Consider the following 15,833-nt stretch of genomic DNA (forward strand, 5'->3'; position numbering starts at 1 on the left):
ACTAGGAGGAGTGAGGAGTTAGTTGCTGGCGAACGGGTTCGGGGACTTGCCGGCCAGCGGGTTGGTCTCCGCGTCGCCGTAGTGCACCGTGTCGTAGGTGCCGTCGAAGTTCGAGTCCGTCGTCGTCACGTTGGCCTGACCGTCCTGGTCGTAGTCCTTCGCGTCGAAGTCGGCAGCGCCATCGTAGTTGCGGTCGAAGGTGGTGTGGTCCACCCGGCCGTCGTAGTTCTCGTCGGCGTAGACGGCGTCGACCCGCTGGTCGTCGTTCCGGTCGAACGAGGCGGTGTCGAAGCGGCCGTCGTGGTTGCGGTCGCCGTACTGCGAGTCGGCGTCGCCGTCGTCGTCGCGGTCCACGGTCGCGGTGTCGAGGTCGTGGCCGCCACCGTACTGGTGGGTGTACTGGACCTCGGAGTTGCCGTCACCGTCGTGGTCGTAGCTGGCCACATCGGCGTAACCGTCGTTGTTCGTGTCCGTGAAGGACTCGCTGTGACCGTCGCTGTAGTCGGCGGTGATGGTGTGGTCGTCGGTGGTGTCGAACTCGCTCATCGCTTGCTCTCCTTGTCGGGGTGGCTTGTGCTAACCACGATACGAAGCAGGAACAAGTTTTAGCTCCCGGGTTCGTGCCACCTCAATCAGGTACCCGCCAGTGACCTTCGTACAGCGGCGGCGTGCGATCGCCAGGTACCGTAGAGGAATGCAGATCACCTGTCCGAAATGCCACGCCGAGATGCGGCAGTACGAGCGCAGCGGCATCGTCATCGACCAGTGCACCGAGTGCCGTGGCGTGTTCCTCGACCGCGGTGAGCTGGAGAAGATCATCCAGCACGAGGGCCCGGCCGGTGCCCGCCCGCAGCAGCCGCAGCCCGGCGCGGTACCCCCGCCGCCCCCGCCGCCGGCCGCGTACCCGCCTGCGCACGCCCCGCAGCCCGGCTACGGCTACCCGCCCCCGCCGCCCCCGCAGCCCGGCTACGGCCAGCCGGCGTACGGGCACGGCCACGGGTACCGGCACGGGCACGGTGGGCACGGCTACCGCCACGGCGGCCGCTACCGCCGCAAGGGCTTCCTCGGCGAACTCTTCGACTAGGTAGTGCCGACCCGGCGAGCGAAAATCTGAGCTGCGCGGAAAAAGCTCCCAAGTACACCAGTACTAGGGAGCTTTTTCCGCTTGTCAGATTTCCGCTCGCCGGGCCACCTCGCGTTAGATCAAAAGCAAAAGCCAGACATGTGCTATTTCCAGTGGGGGGCCAGGAGCGTGCTCCAGCCGTTGACCAGCTGCTGGTATTCGTTCTGGCAGCCGTCGGCGCGGTCGCGGTTGAGGTAGCCGTCGGTGACCAGGTGGTCGAAGGTGGTCTTGTCGGAGCCGTAGAGGTAGCAGAGGAAGTTCACCGAGCGTTGCTGGTCGAGCGAGTGGGTGTCGTAGAACGGCAGCTCGTCCAGGCTCTTGGTTTCCTCGGCTGACAGGGCGTAGGCGTTGGCGACGCTCAGCAGGGTGGCCTTGTCCTCTTCGGAGTTCGTGAGGACGTAGGCGGCGAGCTGGTCGGCCACGTCCTCCTCGCGGCCGGTGAACGTGAGGCTCAGCTCGCCGATCAGGGCGTGGCCCGCCTCGTGGTACAGGGTGCCGACGGCGCTGTTGAAGACCTCGGTGTCGAGCTCCGCGCCCTGGACGCCGGTCTTGGCGAAGAGGGCGCGTTCGGCGGCCAGCAGCTCGTAACAGAGCTGGATCTTGTGCTCGTCGGGCACGTAGAAGGCGTTCGCCTCGCCGCACTCCTCCGCGACGACTGTGACGTCACGCGGGAAGCGGAACGCGCTGGTCATGCCCTCGGCGAAGTCCTCGAGGAGCTTGCGGGACCGGATCAGGTCCCGCTCGGCCTGGGTGGCCGGGGTCTTCGCCTCGCCGTACTCGGGGACGAAGCGGCCGCCGTTGCCGTTGCTGGAGCAGCCCGGGACGGCCAGGGCCGCGAGCAGAACGAGTACCGGCAGGAGGCGGCGCAGCGTCATGCGGTCAGGATATGCACCGCTCAGGCCCCATCAGCGGCTTTCTGTACACCGCGCCAGCCGGCCGGGTCGACGCCGCCAGGGATGGGGGCCGCCGGGTCGTACGGCTGGCGGGTGAAGACGAAGGTACCGAGGTCGAAGTGGTCTGCGGCCACCCGGAGCGTCTCGCCGTGGTAGTAGCCGTTGAGGCCGAGCCACGTACCGTCGGGCTGCCTGCGGAACTGGGTGGCGCGGCCGTTGCCGTACGCCGGGACGAGATCCAGTGTGGAGTTCGCGTGCAGGTGGACGGTGAAGGGCGACGTGCCCCAGTACCAGGTGCCGGTGAGGGCGACGAGGGCCGGATCTGTGGCCGGAGCCGGTCGCCACGGGGCCGGGATGGCCGGCTCGGCGTCGGCCACGATGCGGATGAGGTCGGCTGCTGTGCCTCCCACCAGTACACCTGAAGTGCAGTTGGCCAGGATCACGGCCGCGAGGTCCTCTCCAGGGCTGGTCCACAGCGTGCAGAGGAAGCCTGGCATCGAGCCGGTGTGGCCGATCAGGAGACGGCCGCCGACCCGGGCCAGCTGGAAGCCGAGACCGTAGATCTCGCCGGGAGCGGCAGGCTCGCGCATCTCGGCGATCGTGCCGAGCGGGAGCACCCGGTCGTCACCGCGCAGCAGGAACGCGCCGAAGGCCCCAAGATCGCCGACCGTGGACCACAGCTGCCCGGCGGGAGCCATGATGCCGACGTCCTGGACGGCTTCCGGCAGGAGCACGTCGGCGTGCGGGTGGACGGCCCAGCCCTGGGCGTGTGGCGCGGCCGGGAGCAGGCTCGTGCGGGTCATGCCGAGTGGTTCGAGGATCTCCTTGCGAAGGGCTTCGCCCCACGGCTCGCCGCGCAGCTTCTCCACGAGGGCGCCGAGCAGGGTGTACCCAGGATTCGAGTAGTGGAAGACGCGGCCAGCCGGGTGCAGCGGCTCGGAGACGACCTGGTCCAGGCCTGTGCGGCCGGGCGTGCGCTCCCACCAGGGGCCGGGGGACTCGGCAGGCAGGCCAGCCGTGTGCGCGAGCAGCTCGGCGATCGACGCGTCGGTGGTGCCGGGCAGGTGCTTGCTGCACGGATCGTCCAGACCCAGCAGGCCCTCGTTGCGCAGGCGCATGACCAGCACGGCGACGAAGGTCTTGGTCAGAGAACCGATCCTGTACCGGGTCTCCGTCACCGGCCCCGGCACGTCACCCCACCCGTTGGCCCACACCAGCGCGCCCTCGCGGACGACACCAGCCACGACGGACGGGGCACGGCCCTCACGCTGGGCAGTCGCGACCCGGTGCAGAAGAGCCCGGCTGGTACCCGGCAGCAGCTCGATCATGAGATGAGGGTATCCGCGAGCGGCGTCCGCGCGTACAACACGACGCGGCCGGAGCGAGCCTTGCTGACCAGTCCGTTACGCCGGAGAACCGCCAGGTGCTGCGAGATCGCGCTCGGGGTGACGCCGAGCCGCCGGGCGAGTTCCGTGGTGGACGCCGGGCCGTCGAGCGCGGCCAGGAGCGTGGCGCGCGGGTAGCCGATCAGCTCGGCGAGAGCACCGGGCGGGCAGGGCTGGCAGGTCTCCCAGAGAGTACCGATGCCACGGGCCCGGTAGGCGATCAACGGCGGCTCGTCCGGCCCGACCGGCGAGATGGTCTGCGGGACGAACAGCGCCGGTACCAGCCAGAACCCCCGCCCGGCCACCTCACGGTGATAGTCGAGCCCCGCTCCCGTGTAGAGCGTCAGCACGCCGTCGGCCGACCACTCCACCCGCGGGTCGAGGCCGGTGAACAGCGCGGCGGCCCCGTCGCGGGCGAGGACCCGGGCCCGGTACACCATGTCGGACTCCAGGACGGCGCGCATCCGGTACCAGTGCGGCTCGATGGCCAGGTGCCAGTACTCCTCCAGCAGGTCAGCGACCCCATCGACCGGCTCGGCCCCGACCGCCCGGAAGTCGGCAGCCATCTTCTCCGGCGGCGTGTTCCGTACCCGCCGCAGCTCGTCGGCGATGTCGGGCAGCGGGGACACGGGCCGGGGCGCGACGAAGTCCGGCAGCCAGCCGTTCGACGGAGCGAGCAGCGCCTGCAGCCGGTCCCAGTCGATCGGCAGGGCCCGCGTCTCGCGGATCCAGGGCAGGTGCAGCACGTACCGCTCCGGCCAGCGCAGCGCCCACAGGCTGGTCACGGTCTCGGTCAGCGGGGAGATCGCGAAGTGCATGTCCGCGAGGTCTGCGGCCCGGAAGCGGTAACTGATCATTTAGTGCCCAGCTTAATCTGTACTGGTTTCCGAGCGTGGAACCCAGCCTGGGCGCATGGCTCGCTACGTACACCAGATCGCCCGGCCGCACGGGCGGCCCACCGCCGACCAGTTCCGCTTCGTCGACGCTCCCGACCCGGTACCCGGCCCCGGCCAGGCACTCGTCGAGAACCTGTACCTGTCCGTCGACCCCTACATGCGTGAGGTCATGAACGATGGCGACCTCGACGCCCCGATGGAGGGCCGGGCCCTCGGCCGCGTACTCAGCTCCGACGAACCCGGGCTCAGCGAGGGCGACCTCATCCTGCACCGCGACGGGTGGCGGACACACGCTGTGGTCGGCGCCGGCCAGTACCGGAAACTCCGCCACCACGACGGCGTCCCGCTCGACACCTTCCTCGGCCTGCTCGGCGGCACCGGCCTGAGCGCGTACGTCGGCCTGACCAGGATCGGGCGGATCGAAGCCGGCGAGACAGTCTTCATCTCGGCAGCGGCGGGCGGCGTCGGCAGCGCGGCCGGCCAGATCGCCCGGCTGCTCGGCGCGAAGCGGATCATCGGCAGCGCCGGCTCCGACACCAAGGCCGAGTACCTCACCAGCAGGCTCGGCTTCGACGCCGCGATCAACTACCGGGCAGGCAACCTGCGCGACCAGCTCGCCCAGGCGGCACCCGACGGCATCGACCTCTACTTCGACAACGTCGGCGGCGAGCACATGGAAGCCGCGATCGACGTGCTCAAGCCGGGCGGGCGGATCGTGTGGTGCGGGGCCGTGTCGCAGTACAACAACACGGGCACGTGGTCGGGGCCCGCCAACCTCTACGAGGTGGTCTACAAGACCCTGCGGCTGGAAGGCTTCCTCGTCCGCGAGCACATGGACGCCCAGCCCGAGCTGGAGGACTTCCTCGTCCCGCACCTGCGCAGCGGAGCCGTCCACTCGGCACAGACCATTGTGGACGGCTTCGACGGGATCGTCGACGCGTTCCTCGACATGCTCAGCGGCGCCAACACCGGCAAGATGATCGTCCGGCTGTAGACCGCCGTCCCGGCTGGCCCGCTCACGGGGCGGGCCAGCTGTCAGACGATCGCCATGTCCACGAACTGCGACAGGTGCAGCTGCGCCGCCACGGTGATCGTGTCGGTCGGGCCATTTCGGTGCTTCGCGACTATGAAATCGGCCTCTCCGGCGCGCGGTGACTCCTTGTCGTAGTAGTCATCACGGTGCAAAAGAATAACAACGTCGGCATCCTGCTCAATAGACCCAGATTCACGCAAGTCGGACAATTGGGGCCGCTTGTCTGTTCGTTGTTCCGGGCCACGGTTCAGCTGGCAGGCCGCGATCACCGGGGCCTGGATCTCCTTCGCTAGCAGCTTCAGGCCACGCGACAGCTCGGCGACCTCCTGCTGGCGGCTCTCCGTCTTCTTCGGTGAGCTCATGAGCTGGAGATAGTCGACGCAGACCAGCTTGAGGTCGTGCCGCTGCTTGAGCCGCCGGGCCTTGGCCCGGACCTCCATCAGCGTCATGTTCGGCGTGTCATCCACGAACAGCGGAGCCTCGCTGATCTCACCCATCCGGCGAGCCAGCTTCGTCCAGTCGTCATCGGACAGCTGCCCGGACCGCAGGACGTGCAGCGGCACCCGCGCCTCGGCCGACAGCAGACGCATGACGATCTCGATCTTGCTCATTTCCAGGCTGAAGATCGCACTCGCCAGGCTGTGCTTGAGCGCGGCCGACCGGGCGAAGTCCATCGCGATGGTCGAGTTGTGCGTGGGGACCATCGACCGGCCAGCCAGGTAGAGATGGCTCTGGTTGTCCACCTGCACACACCGGACCGGCACGCTGGCCACAGGCCGCACGTCCACGATGTACCGGGACCCGGTCCGTGCCGAGGTTGTGGCACGGCAGCGTTCGCGGTGGGCTGCACACTTGCGTTCGAGCCGGAAGACCTGGTCAGCCGTGGTGAAGTTCAGGGTGTACGCGGTGGAAGAGGCCGCAGTCCGGCCCTGCACCGCCTTCTCGCTGATCGTGCACCGGTAGCCGAGGCTGACGACCAGCTCGTAGACGTCCAGAGCCAGCCGCTCCGACGTGGACGTGAACTGCACGTTCCCCGTGGCGCCGACCGCGCCGTCGGTGTCGAGCAGACCGGCCAGCAGAGCGCGCCGCTGCGCCTCGGATGCCCGCAGGTAGCCGGCCGGGATGTGCTTGTTGTTCAGGACCCCGGCCTCGCGGAGGAAGCCGTCGCTCTCGATGTGGCCGGCCATCTCCGGGTCGGCCGTCGTGAACTGCGACGCGGCCGAGTGGCCGTCGCCCAGCCAGGCGCCGAGCGTGTACGGAGGGATCGGAAGGTCCTGCTCTGGCAGGCAGAGCGGGGCGGCGTTGACGACCGCGTGGTTGAGGCGGCTGTCGGAGCCCACGCGCAGGGTACGGGCGATTTCGGCCGTCGTGTGGATCCCACTGTGGGAGGCGGCACCGTGGGCGTTCACCGGCCGCTCGGCGCGCAGGAGCAGGCCCGTGAGCAGCTTCCGCTGTGAGTACGCCGGTACCTGCCTCGGGCCTTCGGCCACGCGACCCGAGATGCCGACCTGGCGGCCGACCGTGTGCAGCACGTTCCGGAACTGGTCGCCGACCTGGCCGAGTGCCCCGGCGAAGGTGACCAGCCGGTCCGGCTCGGACAGCGCGCGGGCCGCTGCCCGGCGGGCCGACTCGAGAGCTGGCTCGTCCCAGTACAGGGCGTGCTTGAGCTGCTGGCGGCGGGCTGCCCGCGTGGTCGTCTGCCACAGGTGCTCGCCGTCGGCCACGATTACCGTGCCGTCGGAGAACTCGACCTCGTAGCACGGCCGGTCCTGCATGACCTCGGTCGCCGCCACCACGGTGGTCGGGCGGCCGTCGGCGCCGAGCAGCTGGTCGCCGACCGAGACCTCGCCCATCGTCGTCCACCCGCCGGGCGTGGGCAGCGGGGTGTCGAGCGCCAGTGCCTTGCCGAGACCAGGACGGCCTGCCACGATCACCAGCTGGCCGGGGTGGAGGCCGCCCAGGAGGCGGTCGAGGTCGGTGAAGCCGGTGGGGACGCCGGTCATCGTCCCGCCGGCCGCGCCGATCGCCTCGATCTCGTCGAGGGTCGGCTGGAGGAGGTCGTTGAGGACGGCGTAGTCCTCGCTGACGCGCTTCTCCGTCACGTCGTAGATGGCCTGCTGGGCCAGGTCCACCACGTCGTCCACGTCCCGCCCGGCACCGGCGCCCGCGCCGTAGCCGAGCTGGACGACCCGGGTGCCTGCCTCGACGAGCCGGCGCATGATGGCGCGCTCGCCGACGATGCGGGCGTAGTAGCCGGCGTTGGCGGCGGTCGGGACGGTGTTGACGAGGGTGTGCAGGTACGGGACGCCGCCGACCCTGGCGATCTCGCCGGCGTCGGTGAGGGCCGCGGCGACGGTGATCGGGTCGGCGGGTTCGCCGCGGCCGTACAGGTCGAGAATGGTGTCGAAGATCGTCGCGTGTACCGGCTTGTAGAAGTCGGCCACGCGGAGGATCTCGACGACGTCGGCGATCGCGTCCTTGCTCAGCATCATGCCGCCGAGGACGCACTGCTCCGCTGCCACGTCCTGCGGTGGCGTCCGGTCGAAGCCGGACGGCTCGCTGACAGCGGCTGGCGGTGCTTCCGCCGGCCGTACATTGTCCGAGATCGCCACGTCGTCCCCCTCACCTGCGGCTCCGTGACCGAAGTGTTCGCCTGCCGCAGCCTGGAACCCCGCCGGCGCGCCGCAAGAGAACAAACCTTGACCCTAGGATTCGAGCCCCGAGCCGCCAAATCTGCCTGTGGATAAACCTGTGGATAACCTGTGGATAACTGGCCAGTTCCGGTGCATAACCTGTGGACAGGCCTGTGGACAACGCCCGAACTGGCCAGTGGATAACTCGATTTCGGCGCTCTGACCTGCGCAAATCTCAGTCCACACCCTGTGGACAGAAGAAAGTCTGGCGTGTCGTGGTCAGCCGGCGTGTCGTGGTTGCTGCCCAGTGTCCTCCACGTCCGGCTCCGGGATGTCGCGGGCCGACAGCGCGGTGAGGGCCTGCCGGATGCTCTCCGGAGGCGCCGAGGTCTCCACGAGCGGCCGGACCTGCCAGAACTGCCAGTTGCCGGAGATATCGGCGTGGAGCTGGTAGGAGGAGGCCGGGTGCAGGAGTTCGTCGCCGTGCAGGGTCGGGAGGGCCTGGAGCAGCCGCTCGCCATAGTGGAGGTAGTAGGAGTGGCCGGGGACGACCCACGGTCCACCGGAGGCTGTCCAGCCGGTGCCGTCGTGGGCGAGGTAGTAGATCTCGCCGGTCGTCATCCAGTAGTCGAAGTGTGAGCCGGACAGGTCGTCCAGCAGTGTGACGCCGACGATACGGTGCTTGCCCCCGCGCCGGTGGGTATCTGTGATGCCGATCTTGAGGGGTTCGAAGGGCCGGAGGTCCTGGATCCGGCCTTCGAGGACTTCCTGCTCGGTGGGCTGGCTGGACGGCTGGTCTGGTTCGTATGCGGGAAGGTTCACGGCGCAGATTGTGTGCCGGGGGCTCCCGGCGAACCCGCAAAAAGTTGCGGGTTCATCTGAGCTGGGAAAACGTCGGAAAATGGCCCCGATTGATCGATGGACGTCAGCAGCCGGCCGCGCCGGGCTTCCCGATCGACCACCACGGCAGCGGGCCGGCGTCGCATTCGACCATCAGCTCGTTGCGGCGGGCGGCGGCGCGCTGGCCGCCGGTGTCGCCGCGCCGGAAGCCCGCGTCGGCCGCCGCGTCGGCGAGCTCCGCCGCGAGGTGCCAGTGCCGCAGGTCCGCGTACTGGTCGCTGACGGACATGAGCTCAGCCGGGTTGCGGCGGGTCAGGGCCTGGATGTGGCCGACGCGAACCGCGGCGACGGGTGAGTGCTCGGGGGCCGCCACCGGTATCTCGGGGAAGACGCCGAGCCGGGCGAGCAGGGTCAGCGCGTCGATCCGCTGGACGGGCGCGTCGTTGGCCACGCACTCGTCGGCGAGGGCTGCGAGCCGGGCGCGGGCCTCGGCCAGCTTGCCCTGGCAGGCCATCGCGTAGGCGACGGCCAGCAGGCGGGAGGCGCGGCGCGGGTGGCGGACCGGGTCCTCGGTGGCTTCGGACTCGGCGAGGAGCCGGTCGACGGCGTGGCCGCCGAGGGAGGCCTTGGCCGCGGCGAGCTCGGCGAGCTGCCAGGAGAGCATGCCGCACGGGTCCTGGCCACGGGTGAGGGCGACGGCGGCGTCCAGCAGCTCGGCCGCGCGGCGGGCCCGGCCCTGTGCCGCGGCGGCGAGGGCTTCGATGTGGAGGCCGTAGCCGCGCCCGGCCGGGTACCTGCTGCGCCAGCCCCAGTCGCGCAGCTGCCTGCCGATCGCGACCGCCTCGTCCATCCGGCCGATCTCCAGCAGGTAGCAGGCCTCGGTGTGGGTGAGCGAGACGGTGCGGTCGCGGTCGGGGGCAAGGTCGGGCAACGCTGTACCTCCCGTCCGGCGGTGCTGTGCTGGCGGTGCTGTGCGGTGCGGTGACGGCGGTGCTTCGTGCACGCGCTGTAGTACCAGAAGATATTCAGCCCGCTGTCGGCTCTCGTCCACGGTTGCGGTGGGTATCTGACAGCCAATTTCGCTTGATCTTCGCAATCGGGCCTTTACGGCCTAACGATCAGCGATGATGGCGGTACATGCTGCAAGGAAGGGGACAGAGGATGGGACGCTTCCTGGAGATTGTGGTCAGTGCGATCTTCTTCGGGGCCATCATCGGCGCGCTCGGCCGGCTGCTCCTGCCCGGCAAGCAGAGCATCTCGATCGCCAAGACGATCGGGGTGGGCATCGCCGCGGCGTTCGTCGGCAGCCTGCTCGCGTGGATCTTCGGAGTCGACGAGACCAAGGGCATCGACTGGATCCAGTGGGCGCTCCAGATCGGCCTCGCGATGATCGGCGTCGCTCTCGTCGCTGGTACCGCGAAGAGGTCCTGAGAGGTTTCAGAAGCCGCGCCGGCGGTGCCAGACCACGATCACGCCGACGCTAGAGAACAACAGGCCGCCTGCTCCAGCCACGATCAGCAACCTCGGGCTGGGCAGGCGGTCCTCGTCGTCGGCGACCGCCGTCTCGCCCTGGACAGCGTCTGCCGGCTCCAGGCCGCCGCCACCTTCCGCTGGTGCCACGGTGGCAAGAGCCTCATCCGGTACCTGCGGGACGGGCTCGTCCATCCTCGGCGCGGGCTCCGGCTCGTCGGCCCGCCGTGGCGCGATGGGCTGCGGCCCCGGTACGCCGGACGCCTGCTCGTGTGCCGGCGAAGGCGCGGCTGACGGCGTCGCCGGATCCGCCGGTTCGGACGGCTGGCTCACCGCGGGTGACGGGGAAGTCGGCGGGGACACGGGCGGGGACAGCGACGGGGACGGCGCCAGCTCGCCTGGTTCCGCCGGGGAGACGGCGGCCGGGGTCAGCGGGCTGCCGCTGGGGACGGGGTCGAGGGGGTCCGGGCTGGGTTCCGCTGCTGCCTGCCAGCCCCACCCGAGGACGACGGCCGCGCATGCCGCGCTCAGCGCGAGTCGACCCGAGAACCGTCCAGTCATGTCCGGGACCCCTGTCTGGACCCATCAGCTCCATCTCAGGCTAGATCGCCGTGTGGCCACTCCGCCGGTCGTTTGCTGATCTCTATTGTTTTGTGTACTTGTTCTGACTATGGACGCAAAGGAGTTCGGGGACCACGTCCGGCACCTTCGCCGCACCCGCGGCTACAGCCAGGCAGGCCTCGCAGCCAGGATCGGCCGCTCTGAGTCCTGGGTTTCCCAGGTCGAGCGGGGAGTGTTCACAGTGGACAAGGTCACGGTGCTCACCGCGCTCGCCAAGGAGCTGGAGGTGAAGCCGGACCAGCTCGTCGACGGGCCGATGCTCCCGGCACTGGTCGAGGACGACGAGCTGCCGATCGCCGGGGTGCGCGAGCACTTCACGAGCGTCGCGGTCGCCCAGGAGACGTATCCGGGGACCGACGAGGACTACTTCCAGCTCCGCCAGGACGTCTGGGCCGCGTACCAGGCGTACCAGGCGGCCGAGTACGAGGAGCTGTGCGCGGCGCTGCCGGGCATCCTCCGGCTGGCCGACCGGATCCAGGGCCCCGGCTACATCCCGGCGTACGCGCTGGCCGCCAAGATGCTCGCGAAGCTGGGCGACACGAACACCTCCTACGTCGCCGCCGACCGGTGCGCCGTCGCTGCCTCCCGCATCCCGTCAGACAACGCCCGAGGCCTCGCCACGTACGAGGTGGCGCAGGCACTGTCCCGCCTCGGCCGGATCGAGGACGGCGAGCAGCTCGCCGTCGGCACGGCGGAGGAGCTGCAACGCCGCCCGTACCACCAGATCCGCTCGCTCGCCTCGGTCATCGGCTGCCTGTGGATCTCGGGTGCGCTGATGGCGGCCAAGCGCGGCGACCGCGGCGCCGCGTACCAGCGGCTCCGGCTGGCCAGCCGGATGGCGGACGTCGTCGGCCAGGACCTGAACCTGGCGTGGACGGAGTTCGGCCCGACCCGGGTGGCGCTGCACCGGGTCCGGGTCGCGGCCGAGCTGCAGGATCTCTCCGAGGCCACGCACGCTGCTGACCAGGTCCGGGTGCAGTCGCTGGCACCCGAGCTGCGCCGCCGCCGCGCTGACCTGCACCTGACCCTGGCGTGGGCGCACGCGACCCGGCGCAACGATCCGCAGGCCGTGCTCCAGCTCACCGAGGTGCACCGGGTCGCCCCGCAGCTCGTCAAGTACGAGGTGGGTACCCGCCGTCTGATCAGGTCGCTGGTGGCGCGGGGCGGCACCGGCCCCTTCGTCCACGACCTGACCCGCGAGGTCAGCCTCACGTTCCCGGACAGGCTGGAAGGCGAAGTGGAGGAGTAGCGCGGCTAGATCGCGCGGGTTTCGGCTTCGAGGCGGAGGGCAGCGGCTTCGGCGTGCTCGCCCTCGCCGTCGAGCAGCTCCGCCAGCAGCAGGAACGAGTCCACTGTGTGCGCTCCGGCACCGGCGGCGATCGTGGTCTCGATGGCCGCGCGGAGCAGGGCGATGGCCTCGGCGGTCTGGCCCTGCTTGGCGACGATCCGGGCGGCGAGCAGCTCGGCCAGGCCGGCCCGGACGGGGTCGCCGGCCTCCCGGTACAGGTCGGCGGCCTGGAAGGCCGGAGCGACGGCGTCGGAGTAGCGGCGCAGGGCGGCCAGGGACCGGGAGGTCACGTCGGCCAGCTCGGCGAGCAGCATCGGCTCGCCGGCCCGCTCGGCCTCCTCGCGGGCCTCCGCCAGGTCGCTCAGGCCCGCCGGGTCGCCGCTCTCGCACCGGGCCAGGCCGAGCGAGCGGCGGACCTGGGCGGTGGCGACCGGGTCGCGGGACAGCTCGATCTGGGCCAGGGACTCGAGGTATGCGGCGATGGCCGGCTCGAACTTCTCGTCCTGGTGCCACAGCTCGGCGATCGTGAAGTGCACCCTGGCGGCCTCGGCGTGCGCGTCCGGAGCGTCGCCCAGTACCTCCAGGGCCTTGCCCCAGCAGGACAGTGCCGTGCGCCGGTCGCCGCGCTGGCGGATGGCCACCCCGAGCCAGTACCACGCCTCGCCGTGGATCTCGGCGATCTCGATGCTCTCGCCGTCGGAGCCGCCGAAGGCGTCCCCCAGCTCCTCGGTGAGCATCCGGAGCACGTCGCAGGCCTCGTCCGTCCGGTACGCGGCGATCAGCAGCGAGCCCAGCTTGCACCGCAGCGACCAGTGCGCGACGCGGTCCCACTCGGCGCGGTGCGTGCGGTCGATCGTCCAGCGGAGCCGCTCGGCAGCCGAGACGGGGTCGCCCATCTCCGCGAGGTACGTGACCTCCAGAGTGGACGCGTGCCCGACCCAGCCGGCCGAGCCGGGCAGCTCGGCGAAGTTGTGGGTGGCCTCGGCGGCGAGCTCCGCTGCCGGGGCCAGCTTGCCGGAGACCGCGAGGATCTGGGAGAGCAGGAGCTGGAGGCGCGGCCGGGTCGCCTTGCGCAGGTCCGGGCGGGCCAGTGTGGACTGGAGGACCTGCTCGGCAGCCGAGTACTCACCGGTGATGGTCAGCGCGTGCGCCAGTGCGTAGACGGCGCTGTCGGCCACGCGGTGGGCCCCGGCGGCGCGGGCGTGCTCCACGCCGGCCTTGAGCTCCGCGACGGCCTCCTCGGCCCGCAGGGCGTACAGGAGGACCTGGCCGAGCAGCAGGCGGGGCATGGCCCGCACGCGCAGCGGATTCTCCGGGCGGTCGTACTCCGTCACCAGCGTCTCGGCCAGCGCGACCTCGTCGCCGGTCAGGGGCTGCACGGCCAGCTGCGCGCTGCGTTCGAGCCAGCCAGCGTACGCCTCCTCGCCCAGGTCGCGCAGCAGGGCGACCCGCTCGGCGATCAGCGGCGGGATCTCGTCGCGCCGCTCCATCTCGCTGAGCAGGCGGACGCGGTAGCCGAGCAGTTCGGCTTTCAGTTCCGGGTCGGGGTCGAGGGCCAGTGCGTGCCCAGCAGCCTGGTACGCGGCCTCGTACTCGTGCAGCTCCGACAGCTCGTCGCACCGCTCCAGCCAGCCGTCGGCGGTGACCGGCAGGCCGAAGTGCAGCGGGCGCTCGGCCGGGCGGGCCGCGGGCAGCGTCGACAGCGGCACGTCATAGTGGACGGCGCGCAGCTCGCTGCGGGTGTGGCCGATCGCGGCCGAGACGCGGGACAGCAGCGGCTGCCCGGTCACGCCGAGCTGGAGCGCGAGGTCGACGGGCAGGCGCAGCGGCCGGTCGGTGTGCCCGGCGTCCACGGCCCGGCCCAGCACGACGCCGACGGCGTCCAGCTCCTCCGACATGTCGGCGAGGTGTTTCTCCACAAGGGACACTGCGCGGTCCAGGTTGCCGGTCAGGGCACAGAACAGCAGGTGCTGCGCCACGAGCGGCGGGTGCGGATCCTTGCGGAGCATCTTGTACCCGCGCAGGTGCGCCCGCCGGGCCTCGGCGAACCGCCCGGCCCTCAGGTACGGCAGGAGCAGGAAGGCGAGCGCGTGCGGGTCGTCCTCCCGGCCGGCGAACCGGGCCAGCAGCTCGGCGTCACTGCCGGTGCCCTCGGCACACGCCGCGCACTCAGCCATGATCCATCCCGGACAGATCCTCTTCGAGGGACGCGAGCTGGACGAGGTCGAGCATGGCCCCGCTCAGCAGGTCGGAGTCGACACCGCGCAGCGGATAGTGGCCGAGGAGGCGGGCCTGCGCGTGGAGGAGCTGCACAGTACGTGACAGTACGGTCTGATCCGTCAGTCGCGCCAGATGCTGCACGATCGGACTGCGGTAATTCAGGCAGAGTGTCCCTGAATCGCCCAGATAAATCACGGGCAGACTCGCCGGTTCGTAGGATTTCATCACGGTCACGGATCCGGTAGGAGCCAGCGCGAGATCGGCCACCCCGAGCAGCCGGGCGTGGGCGGCGCGGCTCGACAGCGGCGGGTCGTCGAGATCGTCCAGCACGTCGGCCGGATCGACCCGCTCCACGGTCACGCCCTCGTAGAGCGAGGGGACCATCTCCAGCAGCTTCACGTCGTGCAGGTGGCCGCCGTTGACGAACGGGACGTTGCGGCCGGCGATCGGGGCCAGCTGCCGGTACACGTCGCGGGAGGCCGCGTAGCGCACGTGCCGCGTCCGGCTCAGCAGCTCGGTCAGCGTCAGGCGGCCGGCCGTGGTCTCCAGCGGCAGCCAGCGCACGATGATCCGGGCCAGCTCGGGATCGTGGGCAGCCTGCACCTTCAGCGCGAGGTGGTGCGCCGCCACGAACTGGTTGAGCCTGCGCGGCTGCCGGGAGGACAGCAGGAGCAGCCAGCTCCGCAGGCTGGCCGCGACGGCCTCCGGCGAGGGCATGCGCGCCACGTCGAGCACGCACCGGGCGAAGAACGCCCAGCCGGGGAGCAGGTCCTCGCCGGTGTCGTCGAGGCGCAGCCCCTCCCGGTACAGGATGTGGGCTGGCTTGTCGCGGGGTGGCGGTGAGGTGGGCAGGATGTAGGCCACGCCGTAGGTCTCGCCCTCGGCGTCCTTGAGCGGGAGCAGGTCGAGCGGCTCGGCACCCAGCAGGTCCAGGCCGAACTCCGCGACCTCGATCGCGTCCTCCGACTGCCAGACCGGCGTGCGGTTGACCGTCTCGACCCCGGTCTTGGTGACCACCTCGACCGTGACGCCCATCATCTCGGCGTAGCGCCGGGTGAGGCTGAGCACGCTGTCGGTGTCGAGGAACTTCTCGTCCATCCGGCGGCGCAGCATGATCGTGGTCGCGTCGCCGCAGTCCTCGTGCTCGTTCGAGCTGTGCATGCCCGAGACCCGGCCGACCCAGCGCGTGGCGCCGGAGATGACGGTCACGGTGTCGCTGACCAGGAACCCGGCGAGCGGGCCGTCGTCGCTGCCCGTGATGGTGCCGTCCGGCACGCCGGTCTCGCCGTTGAACGTGAACAGGAACCGGCCGCGATTCAGATCAGCGGGCAGAATCCGGATATGGTACGCGCTTCTGGACAGCGCAAACGTCAGCAAGGCCGGCAAAAAGGAACTCGGATCGGCATAGCGCGCGCCAAGGATCCCACGCGG

At 70.4% G+C, this 15,833-nt stretch carries 14 protein-coding genes; 4 read left to right on the forward strand and 10 right to left on the reverse strand.

The annotated features are described in order from the left end of the window. Positions 1–18 precede the first annotated feature (18 nt). Positions 19–546 (reverse strand): hypothetical protein, encoded by a 528-nt coding sequence (locus A3G1_RS38305; protein ID WP_018349031.1) that lies wholly within the window; start codon positions 544–546, stop codon positions 19–21. A gap of 148 nt (positions 547–694) precedes the next feature. Here A3G1_RS38305 and A3G1_RS0108395 point away from each other — a divergent pair, with 148 nt between their 5' ends. Continuing rightward, the gene (locus A3G1_RS0108395) at positions 695–1,084 is read left to right on the forward strand and encodes a TFIIB-type zinc ribbon-containing protein (protein ID WP_018349032.1); all 390 of its coding nucleotides are present in this window, start codon (positions 695–697) and stop codon (positions 1,082–1,084) included. 143 nt (positions 1,085–1,227) lie between these two features. Here the strand turns inward: A3G1_RS0108395 and A3G1_RS0108400 are convergent, their stop codons facing one another. Genes A3G1_RS0108400 through A3G1_RS0108410 form a run of 3 tightly spaced genes read right to left on the reverse strand, consistent with a single transcriptional unit; the run spans position 1,228 to position 4,258 of the window. Next, positions 1,228–1,998, reverse strand: coding sequence for a DUF4344 domain-containing metallopeptidase (locus A3G1_RS0108400; RefSeq protein ID WP_018349033.1), 771 nt, complete (start codon positions 1,996–1,998; stop codon positions 1,228–1,230). 20 nt (positions 1,999–2,018) lie between these two features. Continuing rightward, positions 2,019–3,344 carry a serine hydrolase domain-containing protein gene (locus tag A3G1_RS0108405; protein WP_018349034.1) on the reverse strand — a complete coding sequence of 442 codons (1,326 nt, stop codon included), beginning with the start codon at positions 3,342–3,344 and terminating at the stop codon, positions 2,019–2,021. Then, positions 3,341–4,258 carry an ArsR/SmtB family transcription factor gene (locus tag A3G1_RS0108410; RefSeq protein ID WP_018349035.1) on the reverse strand — a complete coding sequence of 306 codons (918 nt, stop codon included), beginning with the start codon at positions 4,256–4,258 and terminating at the stop codon, positions 3,341–3,343. Before A3G1_RS0108410 ends, A3G1_RS0108405 begins: the two co-directional genes overlap by 4 nt. A 55-nt stretch (positions 4,259–4,313) precedes the next feature. Here A3G1_RS0108410 and A3G1_RS0108415 point away from each other — a divergent pair, with 55 nt between their 5' ends. Then, a complete protein-coding gene (locus tag A3G1_RS0108415) occupies positions 4,314–5,291 on the forward strand; it encodes an NADP-dependent oxidoreductase (protein WP_018349036.1) in 978 nt (325 codons plus the stop codon). Between the two features lie 41 nt (positions 5,292–5,332). Here A3G1_RS0108415 and dnaB read toward each other — a convergent pair whose 3' ends face one another. The 3 genes from dnaB to A3G1_RS0108430 all read right to left on the reverse strand — a co-directional run bounded on the left by dnaB (position 5,333) and on the right by A3G1_RS0108430 (position 9,734). Then, positions 5,333–7,936: a replicative DNA helicase gene (gene dnaB / locus A3G1_RS0108420; protein ID WP_342664491.1), complete on the reverse strand. Its 2,604-nt coding sequence runs from the start codon at positions 7,934–7,936 to the stop codon at positions 5,333–5,335. A gap of 306 nt (positions 7,937–8,242) precedes the next feature. Continuing rightward, on the reverse strand, positions 8,243–8,785 hold the full coding sequence (locus A3G1_RS0108425) for a hypothetical protein (RefSeq protein WP_018349037.1): 543 nt from the start codon (positions 8,783–8,785) through the stop codon (positions 8,243–8,245). 103 nt (positions 8,786–8,888) lie between these two features. Beyond that, positions 8,889–9,734: a hypothetical protein gene (locus tag A3G1_RS0108430; protein WP_018349038.1), complete on the reverse strand. Its 846-nt coding sequence runs from the start codon at positions 9,732–9,734 to the stop codon at positions 8,889–8,891. Between the two features lie 230 nt (positions 9,735–9,964). Here A3G1_RS0108430 and A3G1_RS0108435 point away from each other — a divergent pair, with 230 nt between their 5' ends. After that, a complete protein-coding gene (locus A3G1_RS0108435; protein WP_018349039.1) occupies positions 9,965–10,234 on the forward strand; it encodes a GlsB/YeaQ/YmgE family stress response membrane protein in 270 nt (89 codons plus the stop codon). A 6-nt stretch (positions 10,235–10,240) separates the two neighbouring features. Here A3G1_RS0108435 and A3G1_RS40410 read toward each other — a convergent pair whose 3' ends face one another. Next, the gene (locus A3G1_RS40410) at positions 10,241–10,834 is read right to left on the reverse strand and encodes a hypothetical protein (protein ID WP_157641009.1); all 594 of its coding nucleotides are present in this window, start codon (positions 10,832–10,834) and stop codon (positions 10,241–10,243) included. A gap of 109 nt (positions 10,835–10,943) precedes the next feature. On the opposite strand from A3G1_RS40410, the gene A3G1_RS0108445 reads away from it, so the two are divergent. Beyond that, the gene (locus A3G1_RS0108445; RefSeq protein WP_018349040.1) at positions 10,944–12,143 is read left to right on the forward strand and encodes a helix-turn-helix domain-containing protein; all 1,200 of its coding nucleotides are present in this window, start codon (positions 10,944–10,946) and stop codon (positions 12,141–12,143) included. A gap of 5 nt (positions 12,144–12,148) precedes the next feature. On the opposite strand, the gene A3G1_RS0108450 is transcribed toward A3G1_RS0108445, so the two are convergent. Both A3G1_RS0108450 and A3G1_RS0108455 read right to left on the reverse strand, forming a co-directional pair. After that, positions 12,149–14,359, reverse strand: coding sequence for a hypothetical protein (locus A3G1_RS0108450; protein ID WP_018349041.1), 2,211 nt, complete (start codon positions 14,357–14,359; stop codon positions 12,149–12,151). Continuing rightward, on the reverse strand, positions 14,352–15,779 hold the full coding sequence (locus A3G1_RS0108455; protein WP_157641010.1) for an HSP90 family protein: 1,428 nt from the start codon (positions 15,777–15,779) through the stop codon (positions 14,352–14,354). The genes A3G1_RS0108450 and A3G1_RS0108455 overlap by 8 nt, the downstream gene beginning before the upstream one ends. Positions 15,780–15,833: the final 54 nt, after the last annotated feature.

The sequence above is a fragment of the Longispora albida DSM 44784 genome (genome assembly GCF_000379825.1).
Lineage (GTDB): Bacteria > Actinomycetota > Actinomycetes > Mycobacteriales > Micromonosporaceae > Longispora > Longispora albida.

Excerpts from the sequence above, each read along its gene's own strand:
- A3G1_RS0108435 (WP_018349039.1), top strand. The coding sequence starts at position 9,965 with ATGGGACGCTTCCTGGAGATTGTGGTCAGTGCGATCTTCTTCGGGGCC.
- A3G1_RS0108395 (WP_018349032.1), top strand. The coding sequence starts at position 695 with ATGCAGATCACCTGTCCGAAATGCCACGCCGAGATGCGGCAGTACGAG.
- A3G1_RS0108415 (WP_018349036.1), top strand. The coding sequence starts at position 4,314 with ATGGCTCGCTACGTACACCAGATCGCCCGGCCGCACGGGCGGCCCACC.
- A3G1_RS40410 (WP_157641009.1), bottom strand. The coding sequence starts at position 10,834 with ATGACTGGACGGTTCTCGGGTCGACTCGCGCTGAGCGCGGCATGCGCG.
- A3G1_RS0108450 (WP_018349041.1), bottom strand. The coding sequence starts at position 14,359 with ATGGCTGAGTGCGCGGCGTGTGCCGAGGGCACCGGCAGTGACGCCGAG.
- A3G1_RS0108445 (WP_018349040.1), top strand. The coding sequence starts at position 10,944 with ATGGACGCAAAGGAGTTCGGGGACCACGTCCGGCACCTTCGCCGCACC.
- A3G1_RS0108410 (WP_018349035.1), bottom strand. The coding sequence starts at position 4,258 with ATGATCAGTTACCGCTTCCGGGCCGCAGACCTCGCGGACATGCACTTC.
- A3G1_RS38305 (WP_018349031.1), bottom strand. The coding sequence starts at position 546 with ATGAGCGAGTTCGACACCACCGACGACCACACCATCACCGCCGACTAC.
- A3G1_RS0108405 (WP_018349034.1), bottom strand. The coding sequence starts at position 3,344 with ATGATCGAGCTGCTGCCGGGTACCAGCCGGGCTCTTCTGCACCGGGTC.
- A3G1_RS0108400 (WP_018349033.1), bottom strand. The coding sequence starts at position 1,998 with ATGACGCTGCGCCGCCTCCTGCCGGTACTCGTTCTGCTCGCGGCCCTG.